The organism is Nonomuraea glycinis (genome assembly GCF_035920485.1).
In the GTDB taxonomy this organism is placed as follows: Bacteria; Actinomycetota; Actinomycetes; order Streptosporangiales; family Streptosporangiaceae; genus Nonomuraea; species Nonomuraea glycinis.
The window spans coordinates 3,244,712-3,264,501 of sequence record NZ_CP109166.1 but is presented as its reverse complement, the minus strand read 5'-3'; the positions used below and the strand labels follow the sequence as shown (position 1 = coordinate 3,264,501).

Sequence of the window (19,790 nt, the reverse complement as noted above, 5' to 3'; positions counted from 1 at the left end):
GCCCACGCCCTGAAGGGCACGGGTCGGCAGAGGGAGGGGGCGCGACCGGATGAAGGCCGAGGAACGCTGGCACGCCAGGTTCCGGGCGTCGCGCATGTCGCTGCCATCCTGGGCACGTCTGGCCCCCAGCCGCTCGATCTACCGCTCGAACGTCACCGGGACGTGGGAGGTCTACGCCTGGGACCGCGCGACCGGCGCCACCCGCCAGGTCACCGACAGGCCCCGCGGCACCGTTCATGCCGCCATCGACCCCACCGGTCAGTGGATCTACTGGTTCGCCGACACCGAGGGTGAAGAGGTCGGCGTGTGGCAGCGCCAGCCGTTCAACGGCGGCCCCGACGAGCCGGCCGCGCCCGACCTCGCGCCGGGCCAGCCGACCGGGATCGCCCTGTCCGCCACCGGCGTCACCGCGATCAGCCTGGCCGGCGACGGCGTCTTCACCATCCACCTGGTCTCCAAGGGCCAGCCCTCCCGCCTGCTCTACGAGCACGCGGAGGCCTGCTGGGTCGCCGACATGTCCCTGGACGGCGAGGTCGTCGCGATCAACCACGGCGAGTACGGCGACTTCCGCCACCCGGCGCTCCGCGTCGTACGACAGTCCGGCGAGGTCGTCGGCGAGCTCCACGACGGCCCCGGCAAGGGCGTGGCCGGCCTCACCTTCGCCCCCGTGCCTGGCGACCACCGCATGCTCGCCCTGCACGAACGCCGCAACCGTTCGGAGCCCCTGGTCTGGGACCCGGAGACCGGCGAGCAGCGCGAGATCTGGCTGCGCGACTCCGGCGACCTGACCGCCAGCTGGTACCACGACGGCCGCGGCCTGCTGCTGCGCCGCGACGACCGGGCGCGCACCTATCTGCACCGCTACGACCTGGCAGGTGGCGGGCTGTTCCCGATCGAGACCCCGCTCGGCGTGATCGAGGACGCGACGCCCCGCCCCGGCGGCTACGTCGAATACTCCTGGTCGAGCGCCTCCCGCCCGCCCGTCATCCGCTCGACCAACGGCCAGGTCGTGCTGAACGCCGGCGGCCCCCCGGCGCCGCCCAGCGTCCCGGTCGAGGACCTCGACGTCGACGGCCCCGGCGGGCGCATCCACGCGCTCGTCTCCAGGCCGGAGAACGCCGTCGCGCCCTACCCCGCCGTCTTCCTGCTGCACGGCGGCCCGTCCAAGCACGACCGTGACTCCTTCTCCCCCGAGGTGGCGGCCTGGGTCGACGCCGGCTTCGCCGTCGTCCGGGTCAACTACCGCGGCTCGACCGGCTACGGCTCCCAATGGCGCGACGCCCTGTACGGCGAGGTCGGGCACATCGAGCTCGCCGACGTCGCGGCGGTGCGCCAGTACGTGGTCGACCGCGGCATCGTCGACCCGGGGCGGCTCATCCTGGCCGGCACCGCCTGGGGCGGCTATCTGACGTTGCTCGGCCTCGGCACCCAGCCGGGCCTGTGGGCAGCCGGCATCGCGGCGGTCCCGATCGCCTGCCACCGCACCTCCTACGAGGACGAGACCGGCAGCCTGCGCGCGCACCACCGGGCACTGTTCGGCGGCTCGCCCGACGAGCAACCCGAGCGCTACGCCGCCAGCTCCGCGATCACGTACGTGGACCAGGTCAAGAGCCCCGTCCTGATCCTGTCCGGCGAGAACGACCTGCGCTGCCCCCTGCGCCAGATCAACAAGTACGTCACCCAACTGGCCGAGCACGGCCGCGAACACGAGGTCTACACCTACGACGCCGTACGGGAGAGCCTGGTGGTCGCCGAGCGCCTCGCGCAGACGGCGCTGCAACTGGAGTTCGCCCGCAAACACGTGAACGGCCGCTGACGGTCAGGCCGGATGGCCGACAGCTGACCACCGGCCGCTGACGGCCGGCGGGCGCAGCACCAAGATGACCGGCCGCTCTGACGGCCGGCGGGCGCGCAGGACCAAGATGACCGGCCGCTCTTACGGTCAGCGAGCGCGCAGGACCAAGATGACCGGCCGCTCTTACGGTTAGCGAGCGCGCAGGACCAGGATGGCCAGGTCGTCGGCGCTGGGCTCGACCGCGAAGTCCGCGGCCCCCCTGCGGATCCGCTCGGCCACGGCCCTGGCCGACAGCCCCGCGCACTCGGCGAGCATCTTGGCCAGGCCGCCGTCGTCGTCCAGCAGGCGCCCGCCCGACCGCCGCTCGGTCACCCCGTCGGTGACCGCGAGCAGCACGTCGCCGTGGTCGAGGTGGATGGTGTCGGCCTCGAACACCACTTCCTGGAAGACGCCGAGCAGCGACTGCGGGCTGGTCACCGCCTCCACCACGCCGTTCGCCTTGAGGCGCAGCGCCTCGGGGTGACCGGCGGACACCAGCCGCACCTCCAGGCCCGACTCCACCGGCGTGATGTCGCCGTGCAGCAGGGTCAGGAACCTGGCCCGCTCCCCCTCTTCGAGGATCGCCTGGTTGAGGCGGCCGAGCACGGCGGCCACACCGTAGCCCTCCCGGGCGAGCAGCCGCAGCGTGTGCCGGGCCAGGCCGGTGACGGCCGCGGCCTCGGGGCCGGTGCCGCAGACGTCGCCGATCGCGAACCGCCAGCAGTCGTCGCCGGCCTTGAACAAGTCGTAGAAGTCGCCGCCGACCTCGTTGACCTCGCCCGCGGGCTCGTAGACGACGCCGTAGTCGAGGCCGGGCACCTCCGGCTCGCTCGGCGGCAGCAGGCTGCGCTGCAGGGCGCGGTTGGCGGCGGCCTGCTGGGCGTACACCCTGGCGTTGTCGGTGGCGAGCGCGGCGCGCCTGCCGATGTCCTCGGCGAGCTGGATGACCTCGTCGGTGAAGCGGTCGGGCCGGCCCAGGCACATCACGCCGAGGCCGCGGCCCCTGGCGGTCAGCGGGACGGCGAGCACCTGGGAGTCGGCCAGGTGGAAGGTGGAGGCGGCGCGGGTGCCGACGGCGCTGACGTCCATCTCGGCGAGCTGCTCGCGCAGCCCGTCGATCCTGGCCTCGTCGGCGTGCCAGAGGTAGACCAGGCGCAGCGGCCCGGACGCGCTGTCGGCGGTGTAGACGCCGCACCAGCTGCTCAGCCGGGGCACCACGATCTGGGCGATGATGGCGGGCACCATGTCGGGATCGAGCGTGCCGGCCAGCAGGTCACTGGCGTCGGCGAGAAATCCCAGCCAGTGTGGTCCCCTGGAGGTGTGCTCCAGCCATTCGGAGCCCACCTGGTCCTGGGAGCCGGGTAGCGTGAGTCTGGCCCAGTGGACACGGGAATCGCCCGCGAAGGTGATGCCCCATTCCTCCACGTTGACGGAAGGAGCCTTCGGATCTCCCTGTGACGTGCTTCGCTGCCTCACCTCGACCTGGACAGCATCCCCGTAATGCTTCCACATCATCTCAAACGGCTCGTCAACCACCTGCGCGGCAAGATCGCCGGCGACCTGCTCAGCGATATGGAGCATGCCTCCAGTGGCCCACGCGGTCATCACCTCGCGCGTGAACCTCATCGCATCCGTCACAGCGGTCTCGTCGGGCGCGAACGTAGCCGCGAGCACCGCATGAGGAGAAGCAGTCATCCCACCGTGCCTACCACATCTCCCGCAGACTTGGGGTAAATCCAAGGACAGGACTACGAGCTACTCATCGTGACAGACTTGAATCACTCGTTGGAGTCACCCACGAGTGAAGGAGGCCCCATGACATCGGCCAAGACCGTGCCAACCGTTGAGGAGAGGACCTACACCGAGGCGGATCTCGTCCCCATTCTGGAGACCCTGTTCTCCTGGCGTGACGGGGACTTCCGACGACGGGTCCCACACGCGCCTGACGGCGTGCTCAGCGAGGTACGGTTGCTGCTCAACGAGGTCGCGGACCGCCGTGAGCACCTCGCCAACGAGCTGAGCAGAGTGCGCCGAGAGGTTGTCAAGGAAGGCCGGTTCGGCGAGCGGCTGACACCGGGGCCGGGCGTGGGGGCCTGGGCCGAGAGCGTCGAATCGGTCAACGTGCTGATCGACGCCCTGGTGAGCCCGGTGAGCGGCGCCGCCGACGTCATCGACGCGGTTGCGAAGGGTGACCTCTCGCGCCGGATCGACCTCGACCGCTCGGCCCGCGGCGAGGTGCGCCGGCTCGGCAAGGCCATCAACGGCATGGTGGACCAGCTCGCCCTGTTCAACTCCGAGGTGACCCGGGTGGCCAGGGAGGCCGGCACCGAGGGACGGCTCGGCGGCAGCGCCAACCTACGGGGCATGTCCGGGAGCTGGCGCGATCTCACCGAGGCGGTCAACACCATGTCGTCCCGCGTGGCCGCGCAGGTGCGCGACATCGCGGTGGTGACCACCGCGGTGGCCAAGGGCGACCTGAGCCGCAAGGTGACGGTCGACGCGGTGGGCGAGATGTTCGAGCTGAAGAACACCGTCAACACCATGGTCGACCAGCTGTCCGCCTTCGCCGAGGAGGTGACCCGAGTCGCCCGCGAGGTCGGCACCGAGGGCCAGCTCGGCGGCCAGGCCCAGGTGACGGGCGTGTCGGGCGTCTGGAAGGACCTCACCGACAACGTCAACTTCATGGCCAACAACCTGACCTCACAGGTGCGCAGCATCGCCACCGTGGCGACCGCGGTGGCGCAGGGCAACCTGTCGAAGAAGATCACCGTCGACGCCCAGGGCGAGATCCTCCAGCTCAAGGACACCCTCAACACGATGGTGGACCAGCTGTCCTCCTTCGCCGACGAGGTGACCCGAGTCGCCCGCGAGGTGGGCACCGAGGGCAAGCTGGGCGGGCGCGCGGAGGTCAAGGGCGTGTCGGGGGTCTGGAAGGACCTCACCGACAACGTCAACTCGATGGCCGCCAACCTGACGTACCAGGTCCGCAACATCGCCCAGGTGACCACCGCGGTCGCCAACGGCGACCTCACCCGCAAGATCGACGTGGACGCGCAGGGCGAGATCCTGGAGCTCAAGTCGACCATGAACACGATGGTCGACCAGCTGTCCTCCTTCGCCTCCGAGGTCACCCGAGTGGCCCGCGAGGTCGGCACCGAGGGCCAGCTCGGCGGCCAGGCGCAGGTACGCGGCGTCTCCGGGGTCTGGAAGGACCTCACCGAGAACGTCAACTCGATGGCCAACAACCTGACCTCACAGGTGCGCCAGATCGCGGCGGTCTCGTCGGCGGTGGCGCAGGGCAACCTGTCGAAGAAGATCACCGTCGACGCCCAGGGCGAGATCCTCCAGCTCAAGGACACCCTCAACACGATGGTGGACCAGCTGTCCTCCTTCGCCGACGAGGTGACCCGAGTCGCCCGGGAGGTCGGCACGCAGGGGCAGCTCGGCGGCCAGGCCCGGGTGCAAGGTGTGTCGGGCGTCTGGAAGGACCTCACCGACAACGTCAACTTCATGGCCAACAACCTGACGTACCAGGTCCGCAACATCGCCGAAGTGACCACCGCGGTCGCCAACGGCGACCTCACCCGCAAGATCGACGTGGACGCGCAGGGCGAGATCCTGGCGCTGAAGACCACCATCAACCGGATGGTCGACCAGTTGTCGTCCTTCGCCTCCGAGGTCACCCGGGTGGCCCGCGAGGTCGGCTCCGAGGGCCAGCTCGGCGGCCAGGCCCGCGTCGAAGGCGTCGAAGGCACCTGGAAGCGGCTGACCGAGAGCGTCAACGAGCTGGCGGGCAACCTCACCACGCAGGTCCGCGCCATCGCCACCGTGACCAGCGCGGTGGCGCGCGGCGACCTGACCCGCTCGATCGCCGTCGAGGCGCAGGGCGAGCTGGCGGAGCTCAAGGACTACATCAACTCGATGGTGGCCAACCTCCGCGAGACCACCCAGGCCAACCAGGAGCAGGACTGGCTCAAGTCCAACCTGGCCCGCATCTCCCGGCTCATGCAGGGCCACCGCGACCTGTTCGAGGTCGCCAAGCTGACGATGAGCGAGCTGACGCCGCTGGTGTCGGCCCGCTACGGCGCCTTCTACGGTGTCGATCCCGAGGGCGAGCACGAGCTGCTGCTGATCGGCGGCTACGGGGTGCGGCCCGAGCGGGGCCCGCGCCAGCGCTTCGCCATCGGCGAGGGCATCGTCGGCCAGGCGGCCGCGGAAGGCCGGCACATCATCCTCGACGACGTGCCGCCGAAGTTCATCACCATCGACAGCGGGCTCAGCCAGTCGACCCCCGCGCAGATCGTGGTGCTGCCGATCCTGTTCGAGAGCCGCGTGCTCGGCGTGCTGGAGCTGGCCTCCTTCAGCCCGTTCGGCGAGGTCCACCTGGACTTCCTGACGCAGCTCGTGGAGACCATCGGCGTCACCATGAACACGATCATCGCGAACTCGCGTACCGAGGACCTGCTGACCGAGTCGCAGCGCCTCACCCGCGAGCTGCAGGAGCGCTCCGACGAGCTGCAGCGCCAGCAGGAGGAGCTGCGCAGGTCCAACGCCGAGCTGGAGGACAAGGCGGCCCTGCTCGCCAAGCAGAACCGCGCGATCGAGATCCAGAACTTCCAGATCGAGCAGGCCCGCCGGACTCTGGAGGAGCGCGCCGAGCAGCTCGCGGTCTCCTCGCGCTACAAGTCCGAGTTCCTCGCCAACATGTCGCACGAGCTGCGCACGCCGCTCAACAGCCTGCTGGTGCTGGCCAAGCTGCTGACCGAGAACGCCGAGGGCAACCTGACCTCGCAGCAGGTCGAGTTCGCCCGCACCATCCACGGCGCCGGCTCGGCACTGCTCCAGCTCATCAACGACATGCTCGACCTGTCCAAGGTCGAGGCGGGCCGGATGGACATCCACCCGATCGGGGTGTCGCTGCCGAAGCTGGTCGACCTGCTGGAGGCGGCCTTCGCCCCGCTGGCGGCCGACAAGGGGCTGGCGCTCACCGTGGCCGTCGACCCGGACGTGCCGCAGGAGCTGTTCGCCGACGAGCAGCGCCTGCAGCAGGTGCTGCGCAACCTGCTGTCCAACGCGGTGAAGTTCACCCCGAAGGGCGAGGTGAAGCTGCGGGTGGTGCCGGCCTCCGACGACGTCGACTTCGACGACGAGACCCTGCACGCCGCCCACAACCTGCTCGCCTTCCAGGTGATCGACACCGGCATCGGCATCGCGCCCGACAAGCGTGAGGTCATCTTCGAGGCGTTCCGGCAGGCCGACGGCACCACCAGCCGCAAGTACGGCGGCACGGGCCTCGGCCTGGCGATCTGCCGGGACATCGCCCGGCTGCTCGGCGGCGAGATCCACGTGGACAGCGAGCTGGGCAAGGGCAGCACGTTCACCCTCTACCTGCCCGCCTCCTACATCGGCCCGCTGGCGGCCACCGACGGCGGCGCGCCCCGCAGGCAGCTCATGACCGCCTCCATCGAGGAGCCCGAGGCGCCGGAGCCGTCGATGCCGCTGGACATGTCGCTGCCCGAGCTGGTCGAGGCGCCGATCGAGGGCAGCCAGTGGCAGGGCGACGACCCGCTCAGCGGCGCGAAGATCCTCATCGTCGACGACGACATCCGCAACGTGTTCGCGCTGACCAGCGTGCTGGAGCGGCACGGCTCCACGATCGTCTACGCTGAAAACGGACGTGAGGGGATCGAGCAGCTCGAACGGAACGAGGATGTCGCGCTCGTGCTGATGGACATCATGATGCCGGAGATGGACGGCTGGGCGACGACGTCCGCCATCCGGCGTATGCCGCAGTTCGCCGACCTGCCGATCATCGCGCTGACCGCCAAGGTCATGCGAGGCGACCGGGAGAAGAGCATCGCCTCGGGCGCGTCGGACTATGTGCCCAAGCCGGTCGATGTGGATCGTCTGCTCGAAAGGCTGCGCGGCTGGCTCAGCCGAGGGCGGACCCCTGTGACCGACTCGTCACCCGAAGGGTCGTGATCGATGTCCGATCGAGCGAAGATCCTCCTGGTCGATGACCGCGAGGAGAACCTGATCGCGCTTGAGGCCATCCTCAGCTCGCTCGACCTGGTGCCGGTGCGCGCCAGGTCCGGCGAGGAGGCGCTCAAGAAGCTGCTGAACACCGAGTTCGCGCTCATCCTGCTCGACGTGCGGATGCCCGGCATGGACGGGTTCGAGACCGCCGCGCACATCAAGCGGCGGGAGCGTACCCGCAACATTCCGATCATCTTCCTGACGGTGGTCGACAGCGCGCCCGACTACGCTTTCCGCGGCTACGCGGCGGGCGCGGTCGACTACCTCACCAAGCCGTTCGACCCGTGGGTCCTGCGGGCCAAGGTGTCGGTGTTCAGCGAGCTGTACAACATGAACAAGCGCCTGGCCGAGCAGGCCTCCCTGCTGCGCGAGCGCGTCGCCGGCGAGTTGCCGCCCGGCGCCGGCGAACAGGGCGCGGTGCTGCCGGAGCTGGCGCGGCGGCTCACGGCGGTGGAGGAGGAGCTCGCCCGGGTGCGCGAGCTCGCCCGCAAGTCCCAGGACCCGGCCCTCGCCGCCCCCCTCACCGACCTCGCCGACCGCCTCGCCCACCTACGCTCCGGCTTCGACGCCCTCGCGTGACAGGCTTCTGAGAAGCCTGTATCGCAGCTAGCTTGCGGGAAGCTTCTCGCGTAGCAGGCTTCCGAGGAGCCTGTCTCGCAGCAACCTGCCGGGGGGCCTGTCTCGTACGGTCGCCCGGGAGGGCTGAGAGCCCGCCCGTCGGCGGTTCGTCAGTGGCGGGCGCGTTCGAGGGCGTCCCAGAAGCCGCGGCGCAGGGCGTGGCGGACCTCGTCGTGCAGCAGGAAGTCGATCGGCAGGGAGGAGCCCTGGAGCAGGCGGGCCTCCAGGTCCGATGGCATCCGGGGCTTGCGGGCCAGGACGGCCTCCAGCCAGAGTGCGGGGGCGTCGCGGGCGACGGACTCGCCGAAGTCGTGCCCCTCGCGGTGCGCGGACTTGACCGCGTCGGACAGCGTGGTGGCTCCGGCCGTGGCGGCGGCCGGCGGCGACACGGGCGCGGACTGCGGGCCCGTGTAGGCGCCGAACTGCGGCTGCTGGTAGGTGCCGCTGCCGGCCTGGGCGGCGAACTGGCCGGTCGTCGGCGACTGCTGCTGCATGGGGCTGGTGGTCGGCGCCGACTGCTGCACGGGCGCGGGCGCGGGCGGATCGGGATAGGAGTAGGTGGGCAGCGCGGGCGGGTTGGCGGACTGCCCGCGGTCGGCGGACTTCCGGCGGCCGGAGGAGGAGCCGGTGGAGGACGACTGGCTCTGCTCCTGGGAGCCCGAGTGCTGCGCGGCATGACTGCCCGAGTGCTGCGAGGCGTGGCCGCCGGTGCTCGATGAGGACGGCGGCAGCGACGACTGCATCGGGGACGGCAGCGCGGGGGGCGGCAGCGAAGGCGGCGGCGACGAGGGGGCGGCCGGCAGGGAATGGGAGCCGTGCCCGTTGCTGACCGCCTGGCGACGACCGTTGGACGACTCGCTCGTGCCGGTCACCAGGGTGACGTAGGGGCGCAGGTTGGCGCCGCCGAGCTCGATGAGGTCGTCGCTCTCCTGCCTGAGCGTGCGGGACACGGCCCAGCTCGCGTCGGCGGCGATGTGCACCACGGTGACCCTGATGCCGAGGTCCTGCGCGTCGCAGACCACCTGGGCCAGGTCCTCGTCACCGCTGACCACGACCGCGTCGCAGATGGCGTTGTTGCGGGCCAGCGTCATCAGGTCGCGGTGGACCTGCGCGTCGACGCCCTCGCGGCGGCCCGGGCGGATGCGCGAGAGCCGCAGCTTGAGGCCGGGGATGTCGGCGAGCACGTCGTGCTCGGGAGTGCGACGGCCTTCGACCGTCGCTTCGTACCAGTAGCAGCGCAGCAGCGGCAGGCCGGTACGCTCGCCGGACAGGCCCGACAGGAGTTGCAGCAGACCTGGGTAGTCCCAGGAGACGGATTCGCGATGGCGGGTCCCATGTACGGCCATCGCGCCGTCGGCCAGCAGATAGCCAGCGTCCACGAACAGCGCGCAGCGATCCACTGACACCGCCCCTTTCTAGGTGGTCCGACTTGCTGGCTCTACACCGTCGGAGCCGGACTCGGCGGCCCTGTCTCAGGGTAATGAAACCTGGTGATCGTGCGAGGGTTAATCCCGACGATTCGCCCCTGGACCTGCATGGTGCCTGACCAATTAGGCGAACCGTACCAGTTTGTCCTGATATCGGTCACGGGCGTGCGCGCACACTCACGGCGGCGGCTCCGAACAGTACGACGTCCTTCTCCGCGACGATCGTCAGCGCGGGCCGGGCCCTCAACGCGCCGCTGACCGTATCGACGTCGACACCGAACGTCATCTCCGTCACGCCGTTGGAGGATCCGTCGAACACGTTCGCCGGATCCTGGTCCCCTCCGGCCGGCTCCAGCGGACCGGAGCCGAGCGACACCTTGTCGCCGCCGAGATCGGCGTCGCCCTCCCAGGTGACCAATTCAGCCCTGGCGGCCGAGGCGGCGGGCTCCAGCCCGCCGAGCGGCACTCGTACCGGCCCCGTCCCGCCGCCGATCACGGCGGCGCCGTCGACCACGACAGCCTGGCTGTACGGCAGGCGCGGATCGGTGGCGACCACCACGAGGCTCCACCCCGCATGTCCCCCGAGCACCGCCCGAGCCACCGTCCCCCGCTCCCGCACCGCCCGCCCCGGGACCCCGCCCGCCACCGGCGCCACCGTCACGTGGCCGAAGGTGTCCTCTTCGGTCGGCGGGTCGGTTTCGTGGTCCGGGGAGACGGCGCTCATCGGGGCGTCCGCCGCCCACCAGATCCCTTGCCGGCGGCCGCCGCTCACCAGGCCGGTGACGTCCGCGTACGCCTGGTAGGCGGGTCCTGCGGGCAGGGCGCGGTGGGCCACCTGGCCGGGCTCGATGGTCACGTATCCCTTGCGCCCCGGAGGCCTGAGCTTGATCGGGCCGGCCTCTTGGACGCTCGCCGACCAGTAGAGGCCCGCCCACACGACGCGACTCCCCTTGGGCAGGGCGAGCACGGCGCCGCTGGAGGCTTGAGTGCCGGCCGCGCTGTCCTCGTCGAGCAGGCGCATCGGCCACAGGTCGTTGTCCCGCTGGTCCCCCCTGCGGCGCCTGGCCTCCAGGCAGTCCTCGCGCTCGGCCGGGCAGGTCAGGAACGAGTTGCCGACCGCCCTGACGGTGACCTTGCCGTCGGCGGCGAACCTGGCGGGGGCACCGGAGGGCCGCACCCCCGTGGCGGCCCTCGCGGTGAGCTTGATGGGGCCGGCCTCGACCCTGAGGGTAGGCCCTTGACCCACCGGCGCCTCGGCGGCCACCTGCACCCGCAGGAACACCGCCGTCCTGCGACCCGCGCCGAGCGGCCTCCTGGCGCACCTGGCGCCGGTCCCGGCCGGACGGCACACCCAGCCGTCCACGATCCCCACCGGCCGCACCGGAGCCCCCGCGACGGCCGCCCCCGCCCCCGCCCCCGCACGGACGGTGGAAGGGGTCCGGGCGGTTCGGACAGTGGAAGCGGTTCCGGCGGTTCCAGCGGTTCGGGTGGTTCGGGTGGCTTGGCGGGAGGTGATCGGGATGACGCCTTGGGTGCGGCCTCGGGGGGTGACCAGGGTGACGCCCGGGGGCAGCTCGATGGCGGTGTAGACCTCCTCGCTCGGCGCGTCGCCGTCGTTGCGCAGCCGCATGGCCACGATCCCCCGCTGAGCGCGTACGAGCGAGCCCATGACGGCGATCGTGGCGCGCAGGCCGGCTCTGGCCTGCTCTGGGCGGGCCTGCGCGGGAGGTGCGGCCGGTTCCCGGGCGGGGACGCGCTCGGGGCGCGTGGTGGGCTGGATGTGGGACGGGAGCAGGGGCGGCGCCTTGAAGGGCGACGGCTGTACGGAGTCCGCGGACCTCGCGACCGGGGCCGGCGGGCCGGCGGGGACCAGGGCGAAGGCGGCGGCCACGGCCAGCACCGTGGCGGCGCCGCCGGACACGACGAGCCACTGCGGGCCGGGCAGCCGCCGCAGGAGGCCGAGCGCGCGGGGCAGGCCGTTGGCCATCAGCCTGCTGTGCGCGAAGCCGGACTCGGCCATCGCGGTGGCGTAGCCGGCGGCGGCCGTACCGAGGACGAGCGGACCGACGACGGCGCGCAGGCTCCGGTTGACCTCGGTCAGCTCCCGCAGGACGGTGCGGCAGCCGGAGCAGTCGCTCACGTGCTCGTCCACGGCCTTGGTGTCGCGCCGGGTCAGCCCGCCCCTGACGTAGGCGCCGAGCCTGCCGAGCACCGGCCTGCACTCGTGCGGCGGCGAGCTCGCGAGGTGGGCCTGCAGGTAGGCCTGGCGCAGCCCTTCGCGGGCCCGGTAGGCGAGCGCGGCCACCCCGTTGGCCGACAGGCCCAGCAGGGGCGCCACGGTGGCGGGCCGGGCGGCCTCCACCTCGATGTGCCAGAGGACGGCGCGCCACCGCTCGGGCAACGACAGGTAGGCCCTGGCGATCGGCGAGCCGTCGAGCCCGGCCAGCGAGGGATCGACGAAGGGCAGGCCGGGGTCGAACGGCTCGGCCTCGCCGCCCGTCACCTGGTGGCTCTGGACCAGGGAACGGTCGTGAACGGTCCGGCGGACCACGGTCAGCAGGAAGGTCCTGAAGGCGGTGTCCGGCCCCCCGCCGCGGCCCACCAGGTCCAGGGTCTTCGTGAAGGACTCGGCGACCACGTCCTCGACCTCGTCCTCGCCATGGACGAGGTGGCGGGCCAGGGCGCGGGCGGCCGCGACGTGGCGCTCGTAGAGCCGGCCGTAGGCGGGGGCATTGCCCGCTCTGACGGCAAGCAGGAGCTCTGTGTCGCTCTGCGGTGATTCCACACTCATAGTGACCTCGCGGTTACGAACCGTTGCCCGCAGAGTCATTCCGCACCCACCCCCATGGTTAAACCGAACGCGCCTCTTTGCCTGCGGGAGGGCTGCGGGAGGGGCTTGGGTCGGCTGATCCGGACTCTAAGCTTGGTTCCATGACAGACCGCGACAGCCTGCTGGCCGAGATCAAGAAGAAGGCCGTCGTGCACGGCCGGGTGGTGCTCTCCTCCGGCAAGGAGGCCGACTTCTATCTCGACCTGCGCCGGATCACCCTCGACGGGGTGGCCGCGCCCCTGGTCGGCCGGGTCATGCTCGACCTCACGGCGGACCTGGAGTTCGACGCGGTGGGCGGGCTCACGCTCGGCGCCGACCCGGTGGCGACGGCCATGCTGCACGCCGCGGCGGCCCGGGGACGCACGCTGGACGCGTTCGTGGTGCGCAAGGCGCAGAAGGCGCACGGCATGCAGCGCAGGATCGAGGGGCCGGAGGTGAAGGGACGGCGGGTGCTGGCAGTCGAGGACACCTCCACGACCGGCTCCTCGCCGCTGACCGCCGTCGAGGCGTTGCGCGAGGCGGGCGCCGAGGTGGTGGCGGTCGCCACGATCGTCGACAGGGGGGCGAGCGCCCGGATGGCGGAGGAGGGCCTGGACTACCGCACGGCCTTCACCCTGCGGGACCTCGGGTTGTGAAGGACTCGCGCCCTCCCGGCTCGCCCTGCGGGCGCCGCTCGCCGTTCTCGGTGACGCGGACCGTGCCCGCGTCGGACAGCACCACGTCCAGCTCCGGCTCGAAGTAGCTGACCTCTTCGCCCCTGCTCATGTCGCGGTGCTGCAGCACGTCGCCGCCGGGCACCCGGACGGTCACCAGGGGGCAGGTGTCGGCCACGCACTCGATGCGCAGGGTCGGCACCGGGACGCCGCTGCCGCCGGTGGGGCTCCCGGAGAAGGGCTCCCGCACCGGCACCTGCTCGCCGCCGGCCGAGGCGAACAGCGCCCGCCCGCCGATCACCAGGAGTGTCACCACGGCCCCGGCCGCGAGCACGGCGAGTGCCAGGCGGGCGAGGCCCATCGGGGCTGACCTGTGGCGTCCCACAGGGGGGAGCGTACCCCGTGGTAAGACGGCTTTCCCGTTGTCTGCCGGGGCCGGGCGAATACGCCGAGTATGGTGGGTCATCACGTCGGGTCACGAAGGCACGTGAGCGCGTCCATCCGCGAGAGCCCGGCGGGCGTTGTCTCTACCCCGGCGGGTAGCAGACCGGGATACTGGCAGCGCGATGCCGTACTTCTCAGGGAGATGACTCATGCCTATAGCGACCCCAGAGGTCTACGCCGAGATGCTCGACCGTGCCAAGGCTGGCGGGTTCGCCTACCCAGCGATCAACGTGACCTCCTCCCAGACGCTGAACGCCGCGCTGCGCGGCTTCGCCGAGGCGGAGAGCGACGGCATCGTCCAGGTGTCCACCGGCGGCGCCGAGTTCCTGTCCGGCGCCACGGTCAAGGACATGGTCGTGGGCGCGACCGCGCTGGCGGAGTACGCCCGCGTGGTGGCCGACAAATATCCGGTGACCGTGGCCCTGCACACCGACCACTGCCCGAAGAACAAGCTCGACGGCTTCATGCGGCCGCTGATCGACATCTCGCTGCAGCGGGTGGCCAAGGGCCTCGACCCGCTCTTCCAGTCGCACATGTGGGACGGCTCCGCCGTACCTCTGGAGGAGAACCTGCAGATCGCCGAGGAGCTCCTCGACAAGTGCGCCCGCGCCAGGATCATCATGGAGATGGAGATCGGCGTGGTCGGCGGCGAGGAGGACGGCGTCGTCGGCGAGATCAACGAGAAGCTCTACACCACCCCCGGTGACGCCCTGGCCACGGCCGAGGCGGTCGGGCTGGGCGAGCGGGGCCGCTACCTGCTGGCCGCCACGTTCGGCAACGTGCACGGCGTCTACAAGCCCGGCCACGTCAAGCTGCGGCCCAGCGTGCTCAAGGACATCCAGGATGCGGTCGGCGCCAAGTTCGGCAAGGACAAGCCGTTCGACCTGGTCTTCCACGGCGGCTCCGGCTCGCTGCTGGAGGAGATCCACGAAGCGATCTCGTACGGCGTGATCAAGATGAACGTGGACACCGACACGCAGTACGCCTTCACCAGGCCGGTGGCGGACCACATGTTCCGCAACTACGACGGCGTGCTCAAGATCGACGGTGACGTCGGCAACAAGAAGGCCTACGACCCGCGCGCCTACGGCAAGGCCGCCGAGGCCGGCATGGCCGCCCGCGTCACCGAGGCGTGCGAGCACCTCAAGAGCAGTGGGACGAAGATCTCCTAGCCACATTGACGGCCCGGCGGGTATGACTTGTCCTATGGATAACCTTCTCGCCGGGCCGCCCCCGACTCACCTGCCGGACCTGCCCGAGGCCAGGGAGGCACTCGAAGCGGGCGCCAAGGCTTCTGACGTGGCCGCCCGGTTCCCCGCATATCCCGCCGCCTGGGCCAAGCTCGCGGAGGAATACTTCGCGCAGGGCCACGCGGTCACCTCCTACGCTTTCGCCCGCACCGGCTATCACCGAGGGCTGGACCAGTTGCGTCGCAGCGGCTGGAAGGGGCACGGGCCGATTCCCTGGGACCACGAGCCGAACCGTGGCTTCCTGCGCTGCCTGGCGGCCCTGGCCAGGGCCGCCCAGGCGATCGGTGAGAAGGACGAGGCCGAGCGCTGCGGTCAGTTCCTCAAGGACAGCAGCGGGGAGGCCTACGACGCGCTCACCAAGAGCTAGCTCTTGGGACGAATGGACCCACTCGGGTAGTCTCTGTACGCAAGAGCCCCTGTCGTGCTTGCGCCAGGGGTTTCGTTTTGTGTTCGGGAGACTCACAATGCCGGCTGCCGTTCTCGTAGGAGCCCAATGGGGCGATGAGGGCAAGGGCAAGGCCACCGACCTTCTCGGTGGCGACGTCGACTACGTCGTCCGTTACCAGGGCGGTAACAACGCGGGTCACACCGTGGTCATCGGTGACCAGAAATACGCGCTGCACCTGCTGCCGACGGGCATCCTGTCGCCGGACGTGGTGCCCGTGATCGGCAACGGCGTGGTGATCGATCCCGGCGTGCTGCTGGGCGAGATCGACGGCCTGGCCGCGCGCGGCATCTCGGCCGAGCGACTGCTCATCTCGGCCAACGCGCACTTGATCATGCCGCACCACAAGACGCTGGACAAGGTCACCGAGCGCTATCTCGGCAAGGCCAAGATCGGCACGACCGGCCGCGGCATCGGCCCCGCCTACGGCGACAAGATCTACCGCGTGGGCGTACGGGTCCAGGACCTGCTCGACCCGGGCATCCTGGCCAAGAAGATCGAGATGGCGCTGGCGGAGAAGAACCAGGTGCTCACCAAGGTCTACAACCGCCGCGGCATCGAGGCGGAGGCGGTCCTGGAGGAATACCTCGCCTACGCCGAGCGGCTCAAGCCGCACATCGCGGACACCTCGCTGGTGCTCAGCAAGGCGCTGGACGAGGGCAAGTTCGTGCTGCTCGAAGGCGGGCAGGGCACGCTGCTGGACATCGACCACGGCACCTACCCGTTCGTCACCTCCTCCTCGCCGACCTCGGGCGGCGCCTGCGCCGGCTCCGGCATCCCGCCGACGCGGCTGACCAAGGTGATCGGCATCCTGAAGGCCTACACCACCCGCGTCGGCTCCGGCCCGTTCCCCACGGAGCTGGTGGACGACATGGGCGAGTGGCTGCGGCAGACGGGCGGCGAGTACGGCGTCACCACCGGGCGCAACCGGCGCTGCGGCTGGTTCGACGCGGTCATCGCCCGGTACGCGACCCGCATCAACGGGGTCACCGACTTCTTCCTCACCAAGCTCGACGTGCTGTCCGGGCTGGAGCGGATCCCGGTGTGCGTGGCCTACGACGTGGACGGGGTGCGGCACGACGAGATCCCGATGACGCAGACGGACTTCCACCACGCCAAGCCGATCTACGAGGAGTTCCCCGGCTGGCAGGAGGACATCACGGGCGCCAAGACGTTCGACGACCTCCCGCCGAACGCGCGGTCGTACGTACGGACGCTGGAGGAGATGAGCGGCGCGCCCATCTCGGCCATCGGCGTGGGCCCCGGCCGCGACCAGACGCTGGTGATCCGCTCGCTGGTCTGACCCCTGAGGGTGAGCCGCTCCGCTGGTCCGGCCCCTGAGCTGGACTGCCCCCTGCCGAGGCGCCAGGGCCCCCTACCGGGGTGCCAGGACCGCCGCGGTCACCGGTGACAGCAGTCTCCACCCGAGGCTCTCGTACAGCGCTCTGCCCTCGGGAGTGGCCACCAGGACGCCGGTGGTCGCGCCTCTGGAGAGCGCGGTGTCGACCAGGGTCCGGATGACGACGCCGCCGAGGCCGCGGCGGCGGTGCTCGGGGGCGGTCTCGACCCGGTCCAGCACCGCCGCCCGGCCGGCGACGGCGAGCTGGCCGCGGGCGGCGATCTCGCCCGCCTGGGTCAGCAGGCGGGCGGCGGTGACGTCGGAGCGGGTGGTGATCGCCATCGTGTAGCCCGCGGGCGGCTCGGCGCGCTCGCGCGTCAGCGGGGTGGTCATCATGAACTCCGGCGGGTCGATCGTCCAGGTGGGCGGGAGCCACGGGGCGATCAGCTCCGCCGGGGCGCAGAGTTTCAGCCAGGTGCCGGGAGTGGTGATGGCCGCCGTCAGGTGCTGGACGAGGGCGGGGGTCGGCGTGGGCAGGATGTGGCGCGCCACGTGACCGGGCCGGCCGACGTCCACGCGAAATCCCCAGGGTTCGGGGACCGGTGGCGGGGTCTTGCGAGAGATGACCCAGCCGTCCACCCATGCCCGAACCATGTCGAGTTGGGTAGTTACGAGAGCCTCCGTCATGGTTCCTCAGCTTATTGCAACAATGTTGCATTCATCGATTCATTTCTGGTGGGGTGGGTGGGACGCCGGAGTGGAACCGGGTTGCCTGCCCTTGGGCGCTCGACCAGCGGTAGCGACTCCGCGTATCACCGCAAAAAGGACACGGCGTGGCGGCGCGTAGCAGCGGCCGGAGCCCGGTAGTGTCCCCGGTGTGCGCGTTGAGATACATGGTCATCGGGGAGCGAGAGGCCTCTGGCCCGAGAACACGCTGCCCGGCATGAGCCGTACGCTGGAGCTCGGCGTGCACGCGCTCGAGCTCGACGTCGCGCTCACCGCGGATCGGCGGCTCGTGCTGACGCACGACCTCACGGTCTCCGCCGTGACCAGCGCCGACACCCGGCCGGTCAAGCCGGACGACCCCGCGTTCCCCTACGTCGGCAAGCCCATCAACGCGCTGACCCTCGCGCAGTTGCGCACCCTGGACGTCGGCGTGCGGCTGCCCCGGCACCCCGACGACGTGTTCGCGGTGACCCAGGTGGCGATGCCCGACACCCGGATGCCCACGTTCGGCGCGGTGCTCGGCCTGGCCAACGCCTACGCCGCCGAGAACGTACGACTGCACGTCGAGCTGAAGTCCGACCCGACCAGGCCCGCGCTCACCGCCGATCCCCGGCTCTTCACCGAGCTGGTGATCGACGAGCTCGAACGGCACGGCAGGCTCCGCAACGCGGCGATCCTGAGCTTCGACTGGCGGATCCTCGGCCACGCGGCCGAGCTCGCGCCGGACACGCGGCGCTTCGCGCTGATCGAGCTCGACACGCTGGACTGGAACGGCCCGCCGGCCGACGACGTGGCCGCCGCCGCGCGCGACGCCGGCGCCACCACGCTCTCGCCCGAGCACGTCATGGTGGACGAGCGGCTGATGTCCCAGGCCGCGGCGGCGGGGCTGGACGTGGCGGTCTGGACGGTCAACGACCAGGCCCTCGCCGCGCGCATGCTCGACCTCGGGGTGGCCGGGATCGTCACCGACTATCCGGACCGGATGCGCGAGGTGTGGCAGGAGCGCGGGCTCGAGCTGCCCGATCCTGTCGGCCCGCTCAAGCCGGTCGGCGTCTGACTACAGCCAGCCGTTGCGGCGGAAGCCGCGGTGCAGCACCACGCAGGCGGTGATCATCACGGCCAGGATGGCCGGATAGCCCCAGACCTGCTTGGTCTCGGGCATGAAGTCGAAGTTCATGCCGTAGACGCCGGCGATCATCGTGGGCACGGCCAGGATCGCCACCCAGGAGGAGATCTTGCGCATGTCCTCGTTGGCCAGCGCGTTCGAGCGGGCCAGCGCCGCCTGCAGGATCGAGCTGCACAGCTCGTTGGAGGACTCCACCTGCTCGCACACCCGGGACAGGTGGTCGCCGACGTCGCGGAAGTATTCGCGCATCTCCGACGGGATCACCCGCCGCTGGGGCAGGGCGGCCAGCGGCGCCTGCAACGGGGTGACCGCCCGCTTGAGGTCCAGCATCTCCCGCTTGAGCTGGTAGATCCGGTTGATGTCGCGGGAGCTGACGTCCGCGAACACGGTGGCCTCGACCTCTTCCAGCTCCATCTGCATGAGGTCGGCCACCTGAAGGTAGCGGTCCACGACGTGGTCGGAGATGGCGTGCAGCACGCCGGCCGGGCCACGGTCCAGCAGCTCGGGGCTGTCCTCGATGCGCTCGCGCACCTCCGCGAGCGGGCAGTGCTCGCCGTGGCGCACGGTCACCACGAAGTCCACGCCGAGGAACACCATGATCTCGCCGGTGGCGATGATCTCACTGGTCGCGGTCAGCTCGTCGTGGTCCAGGTAGGCGATGGTCTTGAGGACCATGAACAGGGAGTCGCCGTAGCGCTCGACCTTGGGACGCTGGTGCGCCTTGACGGCGTCCTCGACCGACAGCGGGTGCAGGTCGAAGACCTCGGCCAGCCACTCCACCTCGGGGGCCGCCGGCTCGTGCAGGCCGACCCAGACGAACGCCTTCGGGCCGTCGGAGTCCTTGTTGTGCCTGCGGACCTGGTCCAGGCACTCCACGATGCCGGAGGCGGTGGTCTTCCTGCCCTCGACGTAGGCGGCGTACTCGACGATGGAGTCGACGGGAGGCACGCGCGCCTCAAGCACCGGCTGCGCGTGCGGGCGCGGCTGGTGACGCGGTGCGGGGTGACGGTTGATACGACGGAAGAGTGTGGACGAGCGCATGGCGGTCTCTTTCCGCCCGAC

14 protein-coding genes are annotated in these 19,790 nt (G+C 70.8%); 8 read left to right on the top strand and 6 right to left on the bottom strand.

The genetic code is table 11. The features are described 5' to 3' along the window. The first annotated feature begins 49 nt into the window (after positions 1-49). A complete protein-coding gene (locus OHA68_RS15300) occupies positions 50-1,816 on the top strand; it encodes a prolyl oligopeptidase family serine peptidase (protein WP_327108230.1) in 1,767 nt (588 codons plus the stop codon). A 168-nt stretch (positions 1,817-1,984) separates the two neighbouring features. Here the strand turns inward: OHA68_RS15300 and OHA68_RS15295 are convergent, their stop codons facing one another. Further along, the gene (locus OHA68_RS15295; RefSeq protein WP_327108229.1) at positions 1,985-3,259 is read right to left on the bottom strand and encodes a PP2C family protein-serine/threonine phosphatase; all 1,275 of its coding nucleotides are present in this window, start codon (positions 3,257-3,259) and stop codon (positions 1,985-1,987) included. A 390-nt stretch (positions 3,260-3,649) separates the two neighbouring features. On the opposite strand from OHA68_RS15295, the gene OHA68_RS15290 reads away from it, so the two are divergent. Then, positions 3,650-7,816, top strand: a complete 4,167-nt coding sequence (locus tag OHA68_RS15290; protein ID WP_327108228.1) for a HAMP domain-containing protein — start codon at positions 3,650-3,652, stop codon at positions 7,814-7,816. Between the two features lie 3 nt (positions 7,817-7,819). Beyond that, complete coding sequence (locus OHA68_RS15285) at positions 7,820-8,449, top strand: response regulator (protein WP_327108227.1); 630 nt, start codon at positions 7,820-7,822, stop codon at positions 8,447-8,449. A 149-nt stretch (positions 8,450-8,598) separates the two neighbouring features. On the opposite strand, the gene OHA68_RS15280 is transcribed toward OHA68_RS15285, so the two are convergent. Both OHA68_RS15280 and OHA68_RS15275 read right to left on the bottom strand, forming a co-directional pair. Next, a complete protein-coding gene (locus OHA68_RS15280; protein ID WP_456094125.1) occupies positions 8,599-9,894 on the bottom strand; it encodes an NYN domain-containing protein in 1,296 nt (431 codons plus the stop codon). 178 nt (positions 9,895-10,072) lie between these two features. Next, the gene (locus OHA68_RS15275) at positions 10,073-12,706 is read right to left on the bottom strand and encodes a zf-HC2 domain-containing protein (RefSeq protein WP_327108226.1); all 2,634 of its coding nucleotides are present in this window, start codon (positions 12,704-12,706) and stop codon (positions 10,073-10,075) included. Between the two features lie 140 nt (positions 12,707-12,846). Here OHA68_RS15275 and pyrE point away from each other — a divergent pair, with 140 nt between their 5' ends. After that, on the top strand, positions 12,847-13,380 hold the full coding sequence (gene pyrE / locus OHA68_RS15270) for an orotate phosphoribosyltransferase (protein ID WP_189142822.1): 534 nt from the start codon (positions 12,847-12,849) through the stop codon (positions 13,378-13,380). Here pyrE and OHA68_RS15265 read toward each other — a convergent pair. Next, positions 13,355-13,783, bottom strand: a complete 429-nt coding sequence (locus OHA68_RS15265) for a hypothetical protein (RefSeq protein ID WP_327108225.1) — start codon at positions 13,781-13,783, stop codon at positions 13,355-13,357. The genes pyrE and OHA68_RS15265 overlap by 26 nt on opposite strands. A gap of 208 nt (positions 13,784-13,991) precedes the next feature. Between OHA68_RS15265 and fbaA the strand changes: the two genes are divergently transcribed. The 3 genes from fbaA (at position 13,992) to OHA68_RS15250 (ending at position 16,840) form a co-directional block, all read left to right on the top strand. Next, a complete protein-coding gene (fbaA, locus tag OHA68_RS15260) occupies positions 13,992-15,014 on the top strand; it encodes a class II fructose-bisphosphate aldolase (protein ID WP_327108224.1) in 1,023 nt (340 codons plus the stop codon). 34 nt (positions 15,015-15,048) lie between these two features. Next, entirely contained in the window at positions 15,049-15,459 is a 411-nt protein-coding gene (locus tag OHA68_RS15255) for a DUF3151 domain-containing protein (RefSeq protein ID WP_327108223.1), read from the top strand. 97 nt (positions 15,460-15,556) lie between these two features. Beyond that, positions 15,557-16,840 carry an adenylosuccinate synthase gene (locus OHA68_RS15250; protein WP_189142818.1) on the top strand — a complete coding sequence of 428 codons (1,284 nt, stop codon included), beginning with the start codon at positions 15,557-15,559 and terminating at the stop codon, positions 16,838-16,840. 72 nt (positions 16,841-16,912) lie between these two features. Here OHA68_RS15250 and OHA68_RS15245 read toward each other — a convergent pair whose 3' ends face one another. Continuing rightward, positions 16,913-17,530 carry a GNAT family N-acetyltransferase gene (locus OHA68_RS15245; RefSeq protein ID WP_189142817.1) on the bottom strand — a complete coding sequence of 206 codons (618 nt, stop codon included), beginning with the start codon at positions 17,528-17,530 and terminating at the stop codon, positions 16,913-16,915. A gap of 223 nt (positions 17,531-17,753) precedes the next feature. On the opposite strand from OHA68_RS15245, the gene OHA68_RS15240 reads away from it, so the two are divergent. Then, entirely contained in the window at positions 17,754-18,659 is a 906-nt protein-coding gene (locus OHA68_RS15240) for a glycerophosphodiester phosphodiesterase family protein (protein WP_189142816.1), read from the top strand. Here OHA68_RS15240 and corA read toward each other — a convergent pair whose 3' ends face one another. Further along, positions 18,660-19,769 (bottom strand): magnesium/cobalt transporter CorA, encoded by a 1,110-nt coding sequence (gene corA, locus OHA68_RS15235; protein WP_327108222.1) that lies wholly within the window; start codon positions 19,767-19,769, stop codon positions 18,660-18,662. Positions 19,770-19,790: the final 21 nt, after the last annotated feature.

What these genes read in the sequence shown, in the direction of transcription:
- OHA68_RS15255 (WP_327108223.1), top strand. Translation starts at nt 15,049, where the DNA reads ATGGATAACCTTCTCGCCGGGCCGCCCCCGACTCACCTGCCGGACCTG.
- corA (WP_327108222.1), bottom strand. Translation starts at nt 19,769, where the DNA reads ATGCGCTCGTCCACACTCTTCCGTCGTATCAACCGTCACCCCGCACCG.
- OHA68_RS15245 (WP_189142817.1), bottom strand. Translation starts at nt 17,530, where the DNA reads ATGGTTCGGGCATGGGTGGACGGCTGGGTCATCTCTCGCAAGACCCCG.
- OHA68_RS15250 (WP_189142818.1), top strand. Translation starts at nt 15,557, where the DNA reads ATGCCGGCTGCCGTTCTCGTAGGAGCCCAATGGGGCGATGAGGGCAAG.
- OHA68_RS15290 (WP_327108228.1), top strand. Translation starts at nt 3,650, where the DNA reads ATGACATCGGCCAAGACCGTGCCAACCGTTGAGGAGAGGACCTACACC.
- fbaA (WP_327108224.1), top strand. Translation starts at nt 13,992, where the DNA reads ATGCCTATAGCGACCCCAGAGGTCTACGCCGAGATGCTCGACCGTGCC.
- OHA68_RS15275 (WP_327108226.1), bottom strand. Translation starts at nt 12,706, where the DNA reads ATGAGTGTGGAATCACCGCAGAGCGACACAGAGCTCCTGCTTGCCGTC.
- pyrE (WP_189142822.1), top strand. Translation starts at nt 12,847, where the DNA reads ATGACAGACCGCGACAGCCTGCTGGCCGAGATCAAGAAGAAGGCCGTC.
- OHA68_RS15300 (WP_327108230.1), top strand. Translation starts at nt 50, where the DNA reads ATGAAGGCCGAGGAACGCTGGCACGCCAGGTTCCGGGCGTCGCGCATG.
- OHA68_RS15285 (WP_327108227.1), top strand. Translation starts at nt 7,820, where the DNA reads ATGTCCGATCGAGCGAAGATCCTCCTGGTCGATGACCGCGAGGAGAAC.